We start from the raw sequence: 15,499 nt of genomic DNA, 5'->3' as shown, positions 1-15,499 counted from the left end.
TTACTTGCCTTGCGGGCGCAGATACGCGAGCCAGCGGCGCTCGGCCTGGCGGAACAGCCACACGAGCGTGAACGAGATCACGAGGTAGAGCAGGGCGGCGATGCCGAACGCGTGGAACGACATGTAGGTCGCCGAGTTCACGTCGCGCGCGATCTTCAGGATGTCCGGCACGGTCGCGGTGAACGCCACCGTCGTCGCGTGCAGCATCAGGATCACTTCGTTGCTGTACAGCGGCAGCGCGCGGCGCAGCGCCGACGGCAGGATCACGCGGCGGTACATCGTGAACGTGGACATCCCGTATGCGCGCGCGGCTTCGATTTCCCCGTACGACGTCGCCTTGATCGCGCCCGCGAAGATTTCGGTGGTGTATGCGCAGGTGTTCAGCGTGAACGCGAGCAGCGTGCAGTGCATCCCGTCGCGGAAGAACGCGTCGAGCATCGGCGTGCCGCGCACGACCTGCAGGCTGTAGAGGCCCGTGTAGCAGAGCAGCAGCTGCACGTAGAGCGGCGTGCCGCGGAACACGTACGTGTACAGCCACACGGCGCCCGACAGCCACTTCTTCTTCGACACGCGCGCCACGGCGAGCGGCACCGACAGGCAGAAGCCGAGGCCGATCGACACGACCAGCAGCCACAGCGTGATCGCGACGCCGGTGATGCGATAGCCGTCGGTGTAGAGATAGTTGCGCCAGTATTCTTGGATGAGTTCGATCATAGGTCAGCCTTGCGGACGCCGGTCGAGTAGCGCTTTTCGAGCCACATCAGCACGAAGTTCGAGATCGTCGTGATGGCGAGGTAGACGGCACCCGCGATCAGCGTGAAGAAGAAGAACCGCAGCGTGCCCTTGCCGGCGTCCTGCGACGCCTTCACGACGTCGGCCAGGCCGATGATCGACACGAGCGCGGTCGACTTCACGAGCACCTGCCAGTTGTTGCCGATGCCCGGCAGCGCGAAACGCATCATCTGCGGGAACATGATCCGCGTGAACACCTGCCAGCTCGTCATCCCGTAGGCGCTGCCGGCTTCCAGCTGGCCACGCGGCACCGACAGGAACGCGCCACGGAACGTCTCGGTGAAGTACGCGCCGTAGATGAAGCCGAGCACGAGCACGCCGGCGAGGAACGGATCGATGTCGATCTGGTCCCAGCCGAGCGCGTCGGTCGCCATGTTCAGCCAGATCTGCAGGCTGTAGAACAGCAGCAGCATCAGCACGAGATCGGGTACGCCGCGGATCAGCGTCGTGTAGAGGGTGCCGACGCCGTTCGTCACGCGATTGCGCGACAGTTTCGCGCCGGCGCCGAGCAGCCCCAGCAGGAACGACAGCGCAAGCGAAAGCACCGCCAGTTTGACGGTTTGCCAGGTGCCGGCGAGGATCAGCGGGCCGTAGCCTTGTAGAAACATATGGGGTCCCTGGTGTGGTCCCTGAGGGCGCACGCAGTGCGCCGCGAAAGACGCGCCCGCCAAGCTGCGCGGAACGCCCCGTGCGTATCATGACCGTCCGCCCCGGCAACGGGGCCGGGCCCGCCCGTCGCGCGAGCGGCGGGCAAGGGAGCGGGCGGCGCGTGGTTGACTGCCTGTACTGCCCGGACGCGGGGCCGCCCCCGCATCCGCTGCTGCTTCACGTCGGCGCTCAGCGAGCCGGCGCCGAATAGACGCTGAACGAGAAGTACTTGTGCGACAGCCGGTCGTACGTGCCGTCCTTGTGCATGTCGGCCAGCGCCTGGTTGATCTTGCGCTTCAGGTCGGTATCTTCCTTGCGCAGGCCGATCGCGGTGCCGTCGCCGATCGTCTTCGGATCCTTCACCTCCGGCCCGGCGAACGCGAAGCCCTTGCCGCGCGGCGTGCGCAGGAAGCCGTAATCGGCCTGCAGCTCGTCCTGCAGCGTCGCGTCGAGGCGGCCCGAGCCGAGATCGGTATAGACCTGATCCTGATTCTGGTAAGGAACGATCGTCACGCCCTGCGGTTCCCAGTACGTCTTCGCGTAGGTTTCCTGCGTCGAGCCCTGCTCGACGCCGACGCGCTTGCCTTTCAGCGACGCGACCGTCGGCAGCAGCGGCGAGCCGGTCTTCGCGATCATTCGCGCGGGCGCGTCGTACACCTTGTCGGAGAAGTCGATCTGTTCGCGACGCTTGTCCGTGACGGTCAGCGACGACACGATGACGTCGTACTTCTTCGCCTTCAGCGCCGGAATGATCCCGTCGAGATCCTGCGCCACCCACACGCATTTCACGTTGATCCGCTTGCAGATTTCCTTGGTGAGATCCACGTCGAAACCGACGATCTCGCCGCTCGGCGCGGTCGACTCGAACGGCGGGTAGCTGGCATCGACACCGATCCGCACGGTCTTCCACTCCTTCGCGAAGGCGCTGCCCGCCACGAGGGCGAGGGCGGCGCACAGGGCGGCCTTCTTCATTTCCATCCTTCTGTTGCTGACTTTCCGGGGGCGCTCGCGGCCGGTCGGACCGGGCGCCGCGGCGTATTCTAGACGGCCAAAAATCGCCGATCGGCGCTCTGGCGTTGGCGGCTGCCGGAACGGCGAACGCCAAAAGGGCGGTATTTTACCCGAACGCGATACCCGGAAAACGGCAATCCGGCACGGTCGACCGATTCCTCGATTCGGCTGTTGCGGCAATCGTGGCATTCGGGGCGGATATTCCGGCAATTGATTGCGCGAATGCAACGATGCGGTGCGCGGGCGACGGATTGTGGCGTGTTCGACCCCACCCTACAGTGGAGGTAAACCCGAACCGACACTCTGCGTCCCGAGCGTTCACCCCATGTTCCAGATCCTGCGCGCCGAAGACCGCTGCCACACGCGCCACGGCTGGCTCGAATCGAGTCACAGTTTTTCGTCCGCGTGCCGCTCCGCACCTGCCCATGCGCCGGTGCGTCCGCCCGTCGGCGCGCTGTGCGTGCTGAGCGAGGACCTGATCGCGCCGACGCGCGGGTTCGGGATGCAGCCGCGCCGCGACGTGGAGATCGTCACTTACGTGCTGGACGGCGCGCTCGCGCACCGCGACAGCCTCGGCTGCGGCGCGATCGTCCGTGCCGGCGGCATCCAGCGGATGAGCGCCGGCACGGGGCTCGTGCATAGTGAAACCAACGCGTCGCGCGATCGGCCGCTGCACCTGTTGCAGATCTGGCTGCAGCCGGCCGAGCGGGGCGGGCGGCCCGGCTACGAGGAACGGCGTTTCGCCGACGACGAGAAGCGCGGCCGGTTGAGGCTCGTCGCGGCGCCCGATGGCGGCGACGGCGCGCTGTCGATGCGGGCGGACGCCCGCATCTTCGCGGGGCTGATCGACGGCGACGAGACGACCGCATTCGACGTGCCGGCCGGGCGCAGCGTCTACGTGCACGTGGCGCGCGGCGAGGTCGAGATCAACGGCCGCGCGCTGGCCGTCGGCGACGGCGCGCGGATCGGCGGCGTGGACGCGGTGGCGTTCGCGCGCGGCCGCACGGCCGAGGTGCTGCTGTTCGACGTCGCCTGAAACGAAAAGGGGAACGCAGGCAGGTGCCTGCGTTCCCCTTCCGCGCCGCTGCGGGCGCGGCCCGCCGGCTTACTGCGCCGGCGCCGACGCGCTCTTGGCGGCCGCGCGATGCTGCTCCCAGCGCTCCTTCATCTTCTCGTGGCGCTGCTCCATCTTCGCGAACTGCTGCTTGAGCGCCGTGCTGACCATCGTCTTCTGCGAGTCGTTCAGCCCGTTGTAGAACGTGAGCCACGCGGCGGACGTCTGCTCGCGCAGTTGCGCGTTCTGCGCCTCCGCCTGCTGGCGTGCCGAATGCATCGCGCTCAGGTCGAGGATCGGCTGGTTCTGCTGCGCCTTGAACTGCTCGCGCATCTGCTCGTGGCTCTTGCGCATTGCGTCACGGTTCTGCTTCATCGTGTTGACGGCCGCCTGCCATTGCTGCTCCTGCGACGCGTTGAGCTTCAACTGATCGTGCAGTTTCATGATCGCGCCGAACGGGCCGCCTTCGTGGCCGTCATGCATCCGGTGCATGCCGGGGCCGCCCGGCGGCGGCATGTCGTTGGGCTGCGCGGCATGCGCGGTGCCGAATGCGAGAGCGAGCACGGTGGCGGCCGCGATGGCCACGCGGGAAGTCTTCTTATACATTTCAGAAACTCCTTGTATCCAAAGGGTCCGGCGATGCGGTGCCGGGAAAGCCGGGTACCGCATCCGGTAAGACGCAGGTTAGCGATCCGGGCCCCGACGGGTGTTACGCGGGGTGGCGGCCCGGTTACCGTGCATTACAGTTCCCTTGCGCGGTAACCCGCAGTAACCCTTTCGCCCCTTTGTTTCGTTCTTCCACTCCGCCCTCGCGCGATAAACTTCGAGCCATGACTACCCAGATCCTCATCGTCGACGACGACCAAGAACTCCGAGACCTGCTGCGCGACTATCTCGTGCGCCAGGGGATGGAAGTGTCCGTGCTGCACGACGCGGCGACGCTCGAGAAACGCCTCGAGCGCGAACGGCCCGACCTGATCGTGCTGGACCTGATGATGCCGGGCGTGGACGGCCTGACCGCGCTGCGCCAGTTGCGCGCGGCCGGCGACGACATCCCCGTGATCATGCTGACCGCGCGGGCGGACGACGTCGACCGCATCGTCGGGCTCGAGCTCGGCGCGGACGACTACCTCGGCAAGCCGTTCAACCCGCGCGAGCTGCTCGCACGCGTGCAGGCCGTGTTGCGCCGCCGCCGCGCGACGCCGTCGGCGGCCGCGCCCGAGCAGCGCGAGCCGTTCGCGTTCGGCCGCTTCCTGCTCGACTTCCAGGCGCGCACGCTGTCGGTCGACGGCAAGCCGGCCACGCTGTCGAGCAGCGAATTCGCGCTGCTGAAGATCTTCGTGAACCACGCGCTGCGCACGCTCACGCGCGAGCGGCTGCTCGAGTTGCTGCACGGGCCCGAGTACGACGGCACCGACCGCGGCATCGACGTCCAGGTGTGGCGCCTGCGCCGCATCCTCGAAACGGATCCGTCGACGCCGCGCTTCATCCAGACGGTCCGCGGGCGCGGCTACGTGTTCGTGCCCGATGGCGAGGCCCATGCGCAAACCCATTGATTCGCTGTTCGGGCGGCTGGCGCTGCTCGTCGTCGGCGTCCTGCTCCTGTCGCACTTCGCGTGGTTCTTCGCGATGCGGCTCGAGCGCAACCAGATGCAGACGCGTTATGCGGTCGAGGAGGCGGCGTTCCTCGTCGATGCGGTGCGCCAGCACGTGGCGCGCACGCCCGACCAGCCGCTGCCGTCGCGCGTGCGGCTCGTGTCGCCGGACAGCGCCGACGTGCCGAAGGGCGGCGATGCGGGGCTGCCGCCGCCGCTGAAGCGGTTCCGCGACGACGTGAGCGACCGCATGCCGCCCGGCACGCAGGTCGAGATCGGCACGCCCGGCCATCCGCCGGTGCTGTGGGTGAAGGAGCCGGCCGACCGCAACTGGATCGTGGTGCCCGTGCAGCCGCTGCGGCCGCCGCGCTCGCTCGACCGGATGCTGCTGTGGCTCGGTACGATCTTCTCGGCCGGCGTGATCGCCGCGCTGTTCGCGGCCTGGCAGTTGCAGCAGCCGCTGCGCTCGCTCGCGCGCGCGGTCGCGCGTTTCGGCCGCGGGCAGCCGGTGCCGCCGCTGCGCGAACGCGGGCCGCGCGAGCTGCGCCAGCTCACGCGCGGCTTCAACCAGATGGTGGAGCAGGTGTCGCAGGCCGAGAGCGATCGCGCGGTGATGCTGGCCGGCGTCGCGCACGACCTGCGCACGCCGCTCGCCCGGATGCGCCTGCGGGCGGAAATGATGGACGACGCGCGGCTGCGCGACGGCGTCGTGCGCGACGTCGACTCGATGTCGCACATCGTCGACCAGTTCCTGGTATTTGCACATGGCGGGGCCGATCGCAGCGAGCCGGTGCCGGTCGACCAGGCGTGCGAGCGGATCGCGCGCAGCTACCGCGCGGTCGCGCCGAACGCGCCGACGGTCCAGACGCGGCTGGAGGCCGATCCCGGCTTCCGGCTGCCGACGGCGACGCTCGACCGGATCCTGTCGAACCTGCTGGACAACGCGCATGCGTACGGCGCACCGCCCGTGCTCGTCGAGACGGCGCGCACGCCGACCGGCTACGTGCTGTCGGTCAGCGACAGCGGCGGCGGCATCGCGCCGCGCGACCTCGCGGCCGCCACGCGGCCGTTCGTGCGGCTCGATCCCGCGCGCGGCGGGAACGGCCACAGCGGGCTCGGGCTCGCGATCGTCGAGCGGCTCGTGCTCAGGCTCGGGGGCGCGTGCGACATCGGCAATCGCCCCGAAGGCGGTCTGCGCGTGTCGATGACGTTCCCGTTCGAGGTCGTGCCGAAGGACGACGAACGTCACGCACAGGCCGCATGAGCGGCCGCGGCGCCTGCCCCACCGGGCAGGCGCCGCGCGGCGTCATTCGCCGAACAGCGTGCCGAGCGTCTCGGCCGCGTTGCTGTCTATCGTGTTGTAGGTCACCGTGGTGGCCTCGAAGATGTAGACGGTCGTATACCGGCCGAGACGCTCCAGGATTTCCTCCTGCAGCGATTCCGGCACGACGTTCATGTTCAGGTACCACGCCGTGGACGACAGCCGCGTCTGGAACGACCCGTATTCCTGCATGAGTTCATAGAACGCATCGGCATCCTGATCGCGACAGACGATCACCAAGTTTCCTGCCATTCCCTTCCTCCCGCTCGTCGGTCGATCCCCGGGGCCTGTCGACACGAAGCGCGTGCGCATTGCCGCGACACGGCCGAAACGACCCCCGGGGGCTAGCCCCGATCATACCTGCTTCGTCGTCTCCGGCTGCTGATGCCGGACACGGTTTGTGCCCGCGTGCGGGTGGCGGGTTCACGGCCGGCCCGGATCGCGGCATAATTCGGGCCTGCGTGCCGGCCGCGGGATTGCGGCCAGGCCGTTCCGTACCGCGCGCCCGCCATCCGCCCACGCGCCGGGCACGATCCCTGCGCTGCCTGCGCCGTCCGGGGACGGTTGTACCTGAAATACAGGTTGGTGTAGTGTCGTGCCGTCGCGGCCCGGCTCGACCGGCCGCGGCTGCGCATGCGTGCGTGCACGGCGCGCCGCGCGTGCACGAGATCGCCAGTCAATCGAATTACCGCGCCCGTGCGCTTTGCCATGAATCAACATCGACTGCCGGCTTCGATCGGCCTTACCGGGGAGGGCGCCTGATGAACGTCGGATTCTTCAATCCGAACCGGACCGCCAACGCATCCGCGTGGCGCGTGCTGCCGAACCGGTGGGACTTCATCGCATTTCCGCTGATCATCTGCCTGATCGCGATGGCGGTGGTCGGCTTTCACGAAACGATGGCGCCGATCGGCGTGCTGCAGACGCAGAAGATCTCGCTCGATCCGTCGAACCTGCCCGAATATGCGCTGCGCACCACGCTGCGGATGCTCGCCGCGATGGTCGCGTCGCTCGTGTTTACGCTCGTCTACGGCACGCTCGCCGCGAAAAGCCGCCGCGCGGGCATGGTGCTGATCCCGATCCTCGACATCCTGCAGTCGGTGCCGGTGCTCGGCTTCATCTCGTTTACGGTCACGTTCTTTCTCGCGCTGTTTCCGAGCCGCGTGCTCGGCGCCGAGCTGGCCGCGATCTTCGCGATCTTCACGAGCCAGGCGTGGAACATGACGTTCAGCTTCTACCAGTCGCTGCGCACGGTGCCGCGCGATCTGGACGAAGTGTCGCGCGGCTTCCACCTGACGTCCTGGCAGCGCTTCTGGAAGCTCGAAGTGCCGTTCTCGATGCCGGGCCTGATCTGGAACATGATGATGTCGATGTCGGGCGGCTGGTTCTTCGTCGTCGCGTCGGAGGCGATCACGGTCGGCAACCAGACGATCACGCTGCCGGGCATCGGCGCGTATCTCGCGCAGGCGATCTCGGACAAGAACTTCGGCGCGATCGGCTGGGTGATCCTGACGATGACGGTCGTGATCCTCGCGTATGACCAGTTCCTGTTCCGCCCGCTCATCGCGTGGGCCGACAAGTTCCGGATGGAGAACACCGCGTCGGGCGACGCGCCGCAATCGTGGCTGCTCGACCTCGTGCGCCGCACGCGGCTGATCCATCAGCTGCTCGTACCGGCCGGCTGGTTTTTCGCGAAGGCCGCGCGGATCCCGCTGCGCCTGCCGCTGTCCGGTGCGATGCGCTTCACGTTGCCGAAAGTCGAGAAGAAGGCGTCGCGCACGGTCGACATCGCGTGGGCGGGGCTCGTGCTGATCGGCACCGCCTATATCGTATGGCGCGTCGTCAGTTTCGTCGCGACCGGCGTGACGATGGCCGAGGTCGGCCACGTGCTCGTGCTCGGGCTCATCACGCTGCTGCGCGTGGTCGTGCTGATCTCGATCGCGTCCGTGATCTGGGTGCCGATCGGCGTGTGGGTCGGGCTGCGCCCGAAGCTGGCCGAGAAGCTGCAGCCGCTCGCGCAGTTCCTCGCCGCGTTCCCGGCGAACCTGCTGTTCCCGGTGTTCGTGATCGTGATCGCGCGCTTCCACCTGAACGCGGATATCTGGCTGTCGCCGCTGATCGTGCTCGGCACGCAGTGGTATATCCTGTTCAACGTGATCGCCGGCGCAACGTCCTACCCGAACGACTATCGCGAAGCGGCGACCAACTTCCGCATTCGCGGCTGGCAGTGGTGGCGTCAGGCGATTCTGCCCGGCATCTTCCCGTACTACGTGACGGGCGCGATCACCGCATCGGGCGGCGCGTGGAACGCGAGCATCGTGTCGGAAGCCGTGCAGTGGGGCAGCACCAGGATCGAGGCGCACGGCCTCGGCGCCTACATCGCGCAGACCACCGCCGCCGGCGATTTTCCGAAGATCATCCTGGGCATCGCCGTGATGTCCTTGTTCGTCACCTTGTTCAACCGCCTGCTGTGGCGCCCGCTGTATGCCTTCGCCGAAGCGAAGCTGCGGCTCGACTGAGACCGATTGAGAGCGAAACGCGATGCACAATCCGAATGCTGTAAACGCCCCCGTCCAGACGTCCCAGCCGCCGCGCCTCGGTGAAGAGATCCTGCGCGTCGATCACGTCTGCCGCGGCTTCAACAAGACACAGGGCGAGCTGCTCGTGCTCGACGACGCGAACCTGTCGCTGCGCGAAGGCGAGATCGTCGGCCTGCTCGGCCGATCGGGCTCGGGCAAGTCGACGCTGCTGCGCATCATCGCCGGCCTGATCGAGCCGACCGACGGCGAAGTGACCTATCTCGGCAAGCCGTTGCGGGGCCCGGCCGAGGGCGTCGCGATGGTGTTCCAGACCTTCGCGCTGTTCCCGTGGCTCACCGTGCTGCAGAACGTGGAAGCCGGGCTCGAGGCGCTCGGCGTCGGCGCGCGCGAGCGGCGCGAACGCGCGCTGGCCGCGATCGACCTGATCGGCCTCGACGGCTTCGAGAACGCGTATCCGCGCGAGCTGTCGGGCGGGATGCGCCAGCGCGTCGGGTTTGCGCGCGCGCTCGTCGTCGATCCGACCATCCTGCTGATGGACGAGCCGTTCTCCGCGCTCGACGTGCTGACCGCCGAAACGCTGCGTACCGACCTGCTCGATCTGTGGACGCAGGGCCGCATGCCGATCAAGTCGGTGCTGATCGTCACGCACAACATCGAGGAAGCGGTGTTCATGTGCGACCGGATTCTCGTGCTGTCGTCGAACCCGGGCCGCGTGATCGCCGAGATCAAGGTGCCGTTCAAGCATCCGCGCAATCGTCTCGATCCGGCGTTCCGCAAGCTGGTCGACGACATCTACGCGAAGATGACCGCGCGCCAGACCGGCGAGGCGACGAAGAAGGGGCTCGAACTCGGCAGCTGGCTGCCGCAGGTGTCGACCAACCTGATGGCCGGCCTGATCGAGACGCTCGCGATGGCGCCGTACCACGGTCGCGCCGACATGCCGGAAATCGCGCGCACGCTGCATCTGGAGGTCGACGACCTGTTTCCGATCGCGGAAGTGTTGCAGTACCTCGGCTTCGCGGACGTGCGCGAAGGCGACGTGTTCCTGACGCCGCCGGGGCGCGTGTTCGCGGAATTCGGCACGCAGGAGCGCAAGCTGATGTTCGCGGATCACCTGCTGAAGCACGTGCCGCTCGCCGCGCGGATCAAGAAGGTGCTGAACGAGCGTCCGGGCCACCGCGCGCCGCGTGTGCGCTTCGAGCAGGAGCTCGAGGATTTCCTGTCGGACGGCGCGGCCGAGGAGACGCTCGACGCGGTGATCGACTGGGGGCGGTACGGGGAGATCTTCTCGTACAACGACCAGACCGAAATCTTCAGCCTCGAGGACGTCGAGTCCTGATGCGGTCGGGGTGATTCCGGCGCATCCGCCGGAGTCGTCCCGATGCTCGCTGTGGCTGGATTCGGCCGCAGCGAGCCAAGGACCTGCGGCCCGACCCTGGCGGTCGCAACGGGCGCCGGGTCATGGATCACCTGATGGCCGGATCGTGCCCCTGCCGGAGGCGCGGCGGATGTGGCGTTCGCCGAGAGTGCCGCGCCCGGCTTCACGCATCGACGGCGACGCTTCGTTCACTTCTCCCGCCGTCTTCCCCGTTACCACGCATTGAATGCCCGCCGCATTGGTGCGGTGCGCTTGCATCGGCGCGCGATCGCGCCCGTCATCGGCGATAGATATTGGGGATCGATCGGGTAGTTGTCGGCGCAGAATATTAGATGCTGACAAGTGGTTATGAATTTCCCTACGGTTTGATATATTTGGCGCCTTCAAGGTGGCTGAGAGCGCCTTGTTGGTGCGATAGCGTCCGGATCGCGGCGGGTTCGCCCGACGACAAGAACGAGGTTAAAAATGAGTTTCGCAGCAAACGGAAACCCCGCCGGGATGGGAGGGGGCGGTGCGGCCTTGGCCGGCGGCTTGAGCAACCTGGGTTCGCTCGCCGGCATGGCGGGCCAACTGGGGGCGCTGACCGGGATGCCGGGCGCGGGGCTATTGGGCGGCGCCGCGAGCGCGGTGCAACTGGCGCAAACCGGCTTGTCGCTGATGGGCAAGGCCCCGGAGTCGATCGCCGACGCCATCAACAGCCTGACGGGCGCGGTTCCGCGCCTGACCCAGGACAATCGCTTCATCACGATCGAAACGCCGCTCGGCCCCGACGTGCTGCTGGTCAGCGCGGCGGTCATCGACGAACACGTCAATCAGCTGACCGAAACGCATCTCGACCTGCTTTCCCACCGCAACAATATCGAGCCCCAGGAAATCGTCGGGCAGCGGGTCAAGCTCACGCTCGAGCCGCAGAGCCGCAATTTCAGCCTGACGCGCGTCGTGACGTCGGCGGCGGATACCGAGACGAAGCGATATTTCGACGGTTACGTCGCGTCGTTCGGCCGCGTCGGAAAATCCGGTTCGGTGACCCGCTACGAAATGTCGGTCGTGCCGTGGTTCTGGTTTCTCACGCGCTCGACCGATTGCCGGATCTTCCAGAACCAGACGCCGCAGGACATCCTGAGCGACATTTTCCGCGAGATGGGCTTTTCGGATTTCGCGTTCGCGATGCAGGGCGAACGTCCGAAGCTCGAATACATCGTCATGTACGACGAGTCGTACTACAGTTTCTGCTCGCGCCTGATGGAGCAGGAAGGGCTGATCTGGACGATCCGCTACGAACAGGATAAACACATCCTCGTGATCGGCGACACCAACGCGGTGTTCCAGCCGATTCCGAACCTGAAGACCATTCCGTACCAGGCCAACAGCGCCGCCAGCGAGCAGAACGGCATCGACCGATGGGACGAGGCGTTCAGTTTCCGGGTCGGCAAGATCACGTACCGGGATTTCAACTACAACCAGCCGTCGTCGCAGTTGATGCACGTCGAGGTGCCGACCGTCAATCTGAAGCATCCCAACATCCAGACGACCGAGCGCTACCAGTTCCATTCGCTGTATGACCACGGCGACGACGGGCAGCGTTACGCGTGCTACGCGATGGAAGCGGAAGAAGCGCTCGCGCATCGTTTCAACGGCGCCGGTCATGCGCACGGGATGACGACGAGCGGGCGCTTCACGCTGGTCAATCACGACACGTCCGCATACAACAACAAGGATTTCGTGATCCTGCGCGTGCGTCACCAGGTGGCGAACGACTATACCCAGCAGACCTCGAAACTGCCGTACCACAACACGTTTACGTGCCTGCCGATCGACATTCCGTTCAGGCCGGAACGGCGTACGCCCAAGCCGCACATGCAGGGCACGCAGTCCGCGATCGTGGTCGGGCCGAAGGGCGAGGAAATTCACACTGACGGCAGCCGCGTCAAGCTGCATTTCATGTGGGACCGGCGCGGCAAGCTCGACGGTTCGGATTCGATGTGGGTGCGCGTGTCGCAACCGTGGGCAGGCAAGGGCTGGGGCGGCTCGGCGATCCCGCGAATCGGCCAGGAGGTGCTCGTCTCGTTCAATCAGGGCGATCCGGACAACCCGATCGTCGTCGGCCGCGTGTTCAACGGCGAATCGGGCAACCCGTATCACGGCAGCGGCGGCCAGACGATGGGGATGCGCAGCCAGACGCACAAGGGCGAAGGCTTCAACGAACTGCGGTTCTCTGACGTGAACGGCGCCCAGGAAGTCTTTCTGCATGCGCAGAAGGACATGAAGACGATCGTCAAGGACAGCGAATCGCACACGGTCGAATCCGGCGCGCGGAACGTGTCGGTGCTGAAAGGCGACGAGAACAAGCATGTCGCGCAAGGCAGCCTGTCGGAAAAGATCGCGAAGGCGCGCTTCACGACGGCCAACACCGTCGGCGTGCAGGCGCTCGCGGGCGACGCCGGGCCGGGCAAGCAGAGCTATCAGGCGACGGACGAGATCGAGCACCGGGTCGGCGCGAGCGTCGTGACGCTGAAGCCGGACAGCATCAAGCTGTCTCACGGCGCGTCGAGCATCCTGATCAATCAGAGCGGCATTTTCCTCGATGGCCCGGTGATCCACCTAAACCAGGGTCTGTTCGTGACGCCCGAGCAGGCGATGGCGATCGAGTGGGCCAATCAGCAGGCGATCATCGCGGCGGGTCTCGCGTCGGCCGATCCGAAAGTGCAGGCCGCCGCACGCAAGCTTCAGGCGACGGTGAAGGCGCAGCAACTGGCCAAGCTCGCGGAGGCGGTGTACACGCCGGGCACGGCGCCGCCGGGATGGAAGAACGTGTCGAACGATCCGGAAGCGTTGAAGAAATTCGGCATGCGGCCGCAGGACCTGCAGATTCCCGGCAGCAATTTCGGTGCGCAAGTCTATGCGCCCGATCCGGCTGTGTTCGGCGACAGCATGAAGCCGACGCTCGCCTTCAAGGGCACGCAGCCGACGGTCAAGGAGGACTGGTCGAACAACCTCAGCCAGGGGCTCGGCGACAATTCGCCGTACTACGATCGCGCCGTGACCCTCGGCAAGAAGATCTACGGCTCCGGCAATGCGGGCGGCCTCGACCTTACCGGTCATTCGCTGGGCGGCGGGTTGGCGGCGGCGGCGTCGCAGGCGAGCGGCGCCGGCGCGACGACCTTCAACGCGGCGGGCCTCAATCCTGAAACGCTGCCGCTATACGGGGCCACGCCGCGCGCGTCGTCGATCGCGAATTATCGCGTCGACGGCGACATCCTGACGGGCTCGCAGGAGGGCGGGCTGGGCCCGATCAGCGATGTGACGTCGCTCCTGATGCCCAAGGCGGTCGGCGAGCAGATCACCATTCCGGGCACCAGCGTGACGACGGTCCAGCGGCACATGATGGGCCAGGTGACGAGCGGGCTGAATACGACCGTCGCCGAGCAGCAATCGTCGCTGCTGAGTCAACTGCAGGGACATTGATGAAATACAACAAGGTCATCGCCGCGGGCGCGGTTGTCGCGGTCATCGGTTTGTCGTCGCCGTTCTGGTGGCCGACTCATGCACAGGAAACGAAAATGGCAGACTTCAAACGTTACCCGCCCGAAGATTTTTTCACGGGGCAGCAACTCGAGCTGGCGCGTGCCATTCGCGACGGCAATCTGGAGCGGGTCAAGGCGCTTGCGACGCATACCGATCTCACCGCGCTGGGCAACAAGAAGGCCAGCCTGCTGTCGTTCGCGGTGCAGGAAGCCGTGCCGGTGAAGACGGACGCCGGCAACGTGCGCCTTCAGATCGTCAGCGAACTGGTCCGGGACGGCGCCAGGCCTGAACAGCCGTTCGGCGAGAATGGCGCGAACGTCGCATATCTGGCCGCGCGTGCCGACACGCCGAACCTGCTGCGGGCGTTGCTGGCCGGCGGCATGAACCCGGATCTCAAGTACGACGGCGATACGCCGCTGCTCTTCGCGACCTGCAAGGATTCGCTGCTGCCGCACATGCGCGTGCTGGTCGAGCACAAGGCGAACGTCAATCTGCGGGACTCGATGAAGGAAACCGCGCTCTACGAAGCGACGCGCCTGCGGCAGTGGGACGTCGTCGATTATCTGCTCGAGCATGGCGCCGATCCGTCGGTGAAGAACGACAACGGTCTCGCGTACGCGAAAGTCCTCGGCGACGAACTGCAACAGACGCCGAAAGGCTCGCCGCAACTGGGTCGCATCGAAGCCATTCACAAGCGCCTGGTCGCGGCCGGCGTGCGGTAACGCCGCCGCCTGACGGATGTGCCGGCGGCGCGTGCGCCGCCGGCGAACAGTTTCAATCCGGCGCCCACTCCGACGGGCTGGCCGAACCGAGAAGAGCATGTCCGAATATCAGATGAACGATGCCGTCATTGAGTTGCCGGCGCACTTCAAAGACAAGACGATTCACCTGTTCACGGTCGACGAGGCAGGTAGCAGCGGCTTCACCTTCGTGGTGTCGCGCGCGCCGATGGAGCCGGACGACACGGTCGATACGTTCGTGACCCGACTGGTCTCGGAGATGCGCAAGTCGCTGCCGCGTTTCGAATTGAAGCATCTGGAAAACCGGGAAATCGACGGCGAAACCGCGCGCGAAATCGACTACCAGTGGGTGTCGGAAGGCGCGCCGCTGCATCAGCGCCAGACGGTCGTGATGTCGCCGAAGGCGGGGCGCGAGCGCATGGCGATCAGCTTCATTGGTACCTGTCCGAAGTCGTTCACGGAGGACAAGAGCAAGGAATACAAGAACCTGCTCGCGAGCGTCGTGCTGGCGCGGCCCGATCAGGCAGCCTTCGCGCCGCGGGCGCTCGGCCAGGACGAGGCCGGCATCGTGTTCGTGCTGCATGAGCCGAGCGCGACGCTGTATGCGCTTACCGGCATCGCCGAACTGTACCGGCACGACGTCACGGAAATGTTCGACGACACCGCGTTCTTCGGCCCGGCCGGCGAGCCGCTGGCGTTGCAGCTTGCACCGCACGGGCAGCCGGCGTGGCGGGCCGTGGATGGCCGTCAATTCGCGCTGTGGACGACGGATTCGCACGCGCACGCGTCGCTGGGCGATCGGCTCGGTGACGTGACGGCGGTGAAGGGCATGGTCGGCATGCAGAACGTCGAGGCCGTGCGGGCTTATCTGACCGCGGTGGCGAACGCAGGCTGA

At 66.5% G+C, this 15,499-nt stretch carries 13 protein-coding genes; 8 read left to right on the top strand and 5 right to left on the bottom strand.

Annotated elements, in window-relative coordinates; translation table 11 throughout:
- The 3 genes from WS54_RS25580 to WS54_RS25570 all read right to left on the bottom strand — a co-directional run bounded on the left by WS54_RS25580 (position 1) and on the right by WS54_RS25570 (position 2,412).
- Entirely contained in the window at positions 1-714 is a 714-nt protein-coding gene (locus tag WS54_RS25580) for an ABC transporter permease (RefSeq protein WP_034208097.1), read from the bottom strand.
- Positions 711-1,400 (bottom strand): ABC transporter permease, encoded by a 690-nt coding sequence (locus WS54_RS25575; RefSeq protein ID WP_059782328.1) that lies wholly within the window; start codon positions 1,398-1,400, stop codon positions 711-713. The genes WS54_RS25580 and WS54_RS25575 overlap by 4 nt, the downstream gene beginning before the upstream one ends.
- Positions 1,401-1,629: 229 nt before the next feature.
- On the bottom strand, positions 1,630-2,412 hold the full coding sequence (locus tag WS54_RS25570; protein ID WP_059782352.1) for an ABC transporter substrate-binding protein: 783 nt from the start codon (positions 2,410-2,412) through the stop codon (positions 1,630-1,632).
- Between the two features lie 364 nt (positions 2,413-2,776).
- On the opposite strand from WS54_RS25570, the gene WS54_RS25565 reads away from it, so the two are divergent.
- Positions 2,777-3,487, top strand: a complete 711-nt coding sequence (locus WS54_RS25565; RefSeq protein WP_059782330.1) for a pirin family protein — start codon at positions 2,777-2,779, stop codon at positions 3,485-3,487.
- A gap of 69 nt (positions 3,488-3,556) precedes the next feature.
- Here the strand turns inward: WS54_RS25565 and WS54_RS25560 are convergent, their stop codons facing one another.
- The gene (locus tag WS54_RS25560) at positions 3,557-4,111 is read right to left on the bottom strand and encodes a periplasmic heavy metal sensor (protein ID WP_059782332.1); all 555 of its coding nucleotides are present in this window, start codon (positions 4,109-4,111) and stop codon (positions 3,557-3,559) included.
- Between the two features lie 224 nt (positions 4,112-4,335).
- Between WS54_RS25560 and WS54_RS25555 the strand changes: the two genes are divergently transcribed.
- A complete protein-coding gene (locus WS54_RS25555; protein ID WP_006493394.1) occupies positions 4,336-5,061 on the top strand; it encodes a response regulator in 726 nt (241 codons plus the stop codon).
- Positions 5,045-6,364, top strand: coding sequence for an ATP-binding protein (locus WS54_RS25550; protein ID WP_059504872.1), 1,320 nt, complete (start codon positions 5,045-5,047; stop codon positions 6,362-6,364). The genes WS54_RS25555 and WS54_RS25550 overlap by 17 nt, the downstream gene beginning before the upstream one ends.
- 42 nt (positions 6,365-6,406) lie before the next feature.
- Here the strand turns inward: WS54_RS25550 and WS54_RS25545 are convergent, their stop codons facing one another.
- Entirely contained in the window at positions 6,407-6,673 is a 267-nt protein-coding gene (locus WS54_RS25545) for a double-stranded DNA-specific endonuclease (RefSeq protein WP_011545926.1), read from the bottom strand.
- A gap of 509 nt (positions 6,674-7,182) precedes the next feature.
- Here WS54_RS25545 and WS54_RS25540 point away from each other — a divergent pair.
- The 5 genes from WS54_RS25540 to WS54_RS25520 all read left to right on the top strand — a co-directional run bounded on the left by WS54_RS25540 (position 7,183) and on the right by WS54_RS25520 (position 15,499).
- Positions 7,183-8,940 carry an ABC transporter permease gene (locus tag WS54_RS25540; RefSeq protein WP_059504874.1) on the top strand — a complete coding sequence of 586 codons (1,758 nt, stop codon included), beginning with the start codon at positions 7,183-7,185 and terminating at the stop codon, positions 8,938-8,940.
- Between the two features lie 22 nt (positions 8,941-8,962).
- A complete protein-coding gene (locus WS54_RS25535) occupies positions 8,963-10,300 on the top strand; it encodes an ABC transporter ATP-binding protein (RefSeq protein ID WP_034208090.1) in 1,338 nt (445 codons plus the stop codon).
- Between the two features lie 504 nt (positions 10,301-10,804).
- Complete coding sequence (locus WS54_RS25530) at positions 10,805-13,804, top strand: type VI secretion system Vgr family protein (protein WP_034208089.1); 3,000 nt, start codon at positions 10,805-10,807, stop codon at positions 13,802-13,804.
- Between the two features lie 95 nt (positions 13,805-13,899).
- A complete protein-coding gene (locus WS54_RS25525) occupies positions 13,900-14,586 on the top strand; it encodes an ankyrin repeat domain-containing protein (RefSeq protein ID WP_236872774.1) in 687 nt (228 codons plus the stop codon).
- Between the two features lie 97 nt (positions 14,587-14,683).
- Entirely contained in the window at positions 14,684-15,499 is an 816-nt protein-coding gene (locus tag WS54_RS25520) for a DcrB-related protein (RefSeq protein WP_059781217.1), read from the top strand.

Origin of the sequence: Burkholderia sp. NRF60-BP8, from assembly GCF_001522585.2 — a bacterium.
Lineage (GTDB): Bacteria > Pseudomonadota > Gammaproteobacteria > Burkholderiales > Burkholderiaceae > Burkholderia.
Note: the sequence above shows the minus strand (reverse complement) of the source record. Positions and strands in the feature narration are given on the sequence as shown.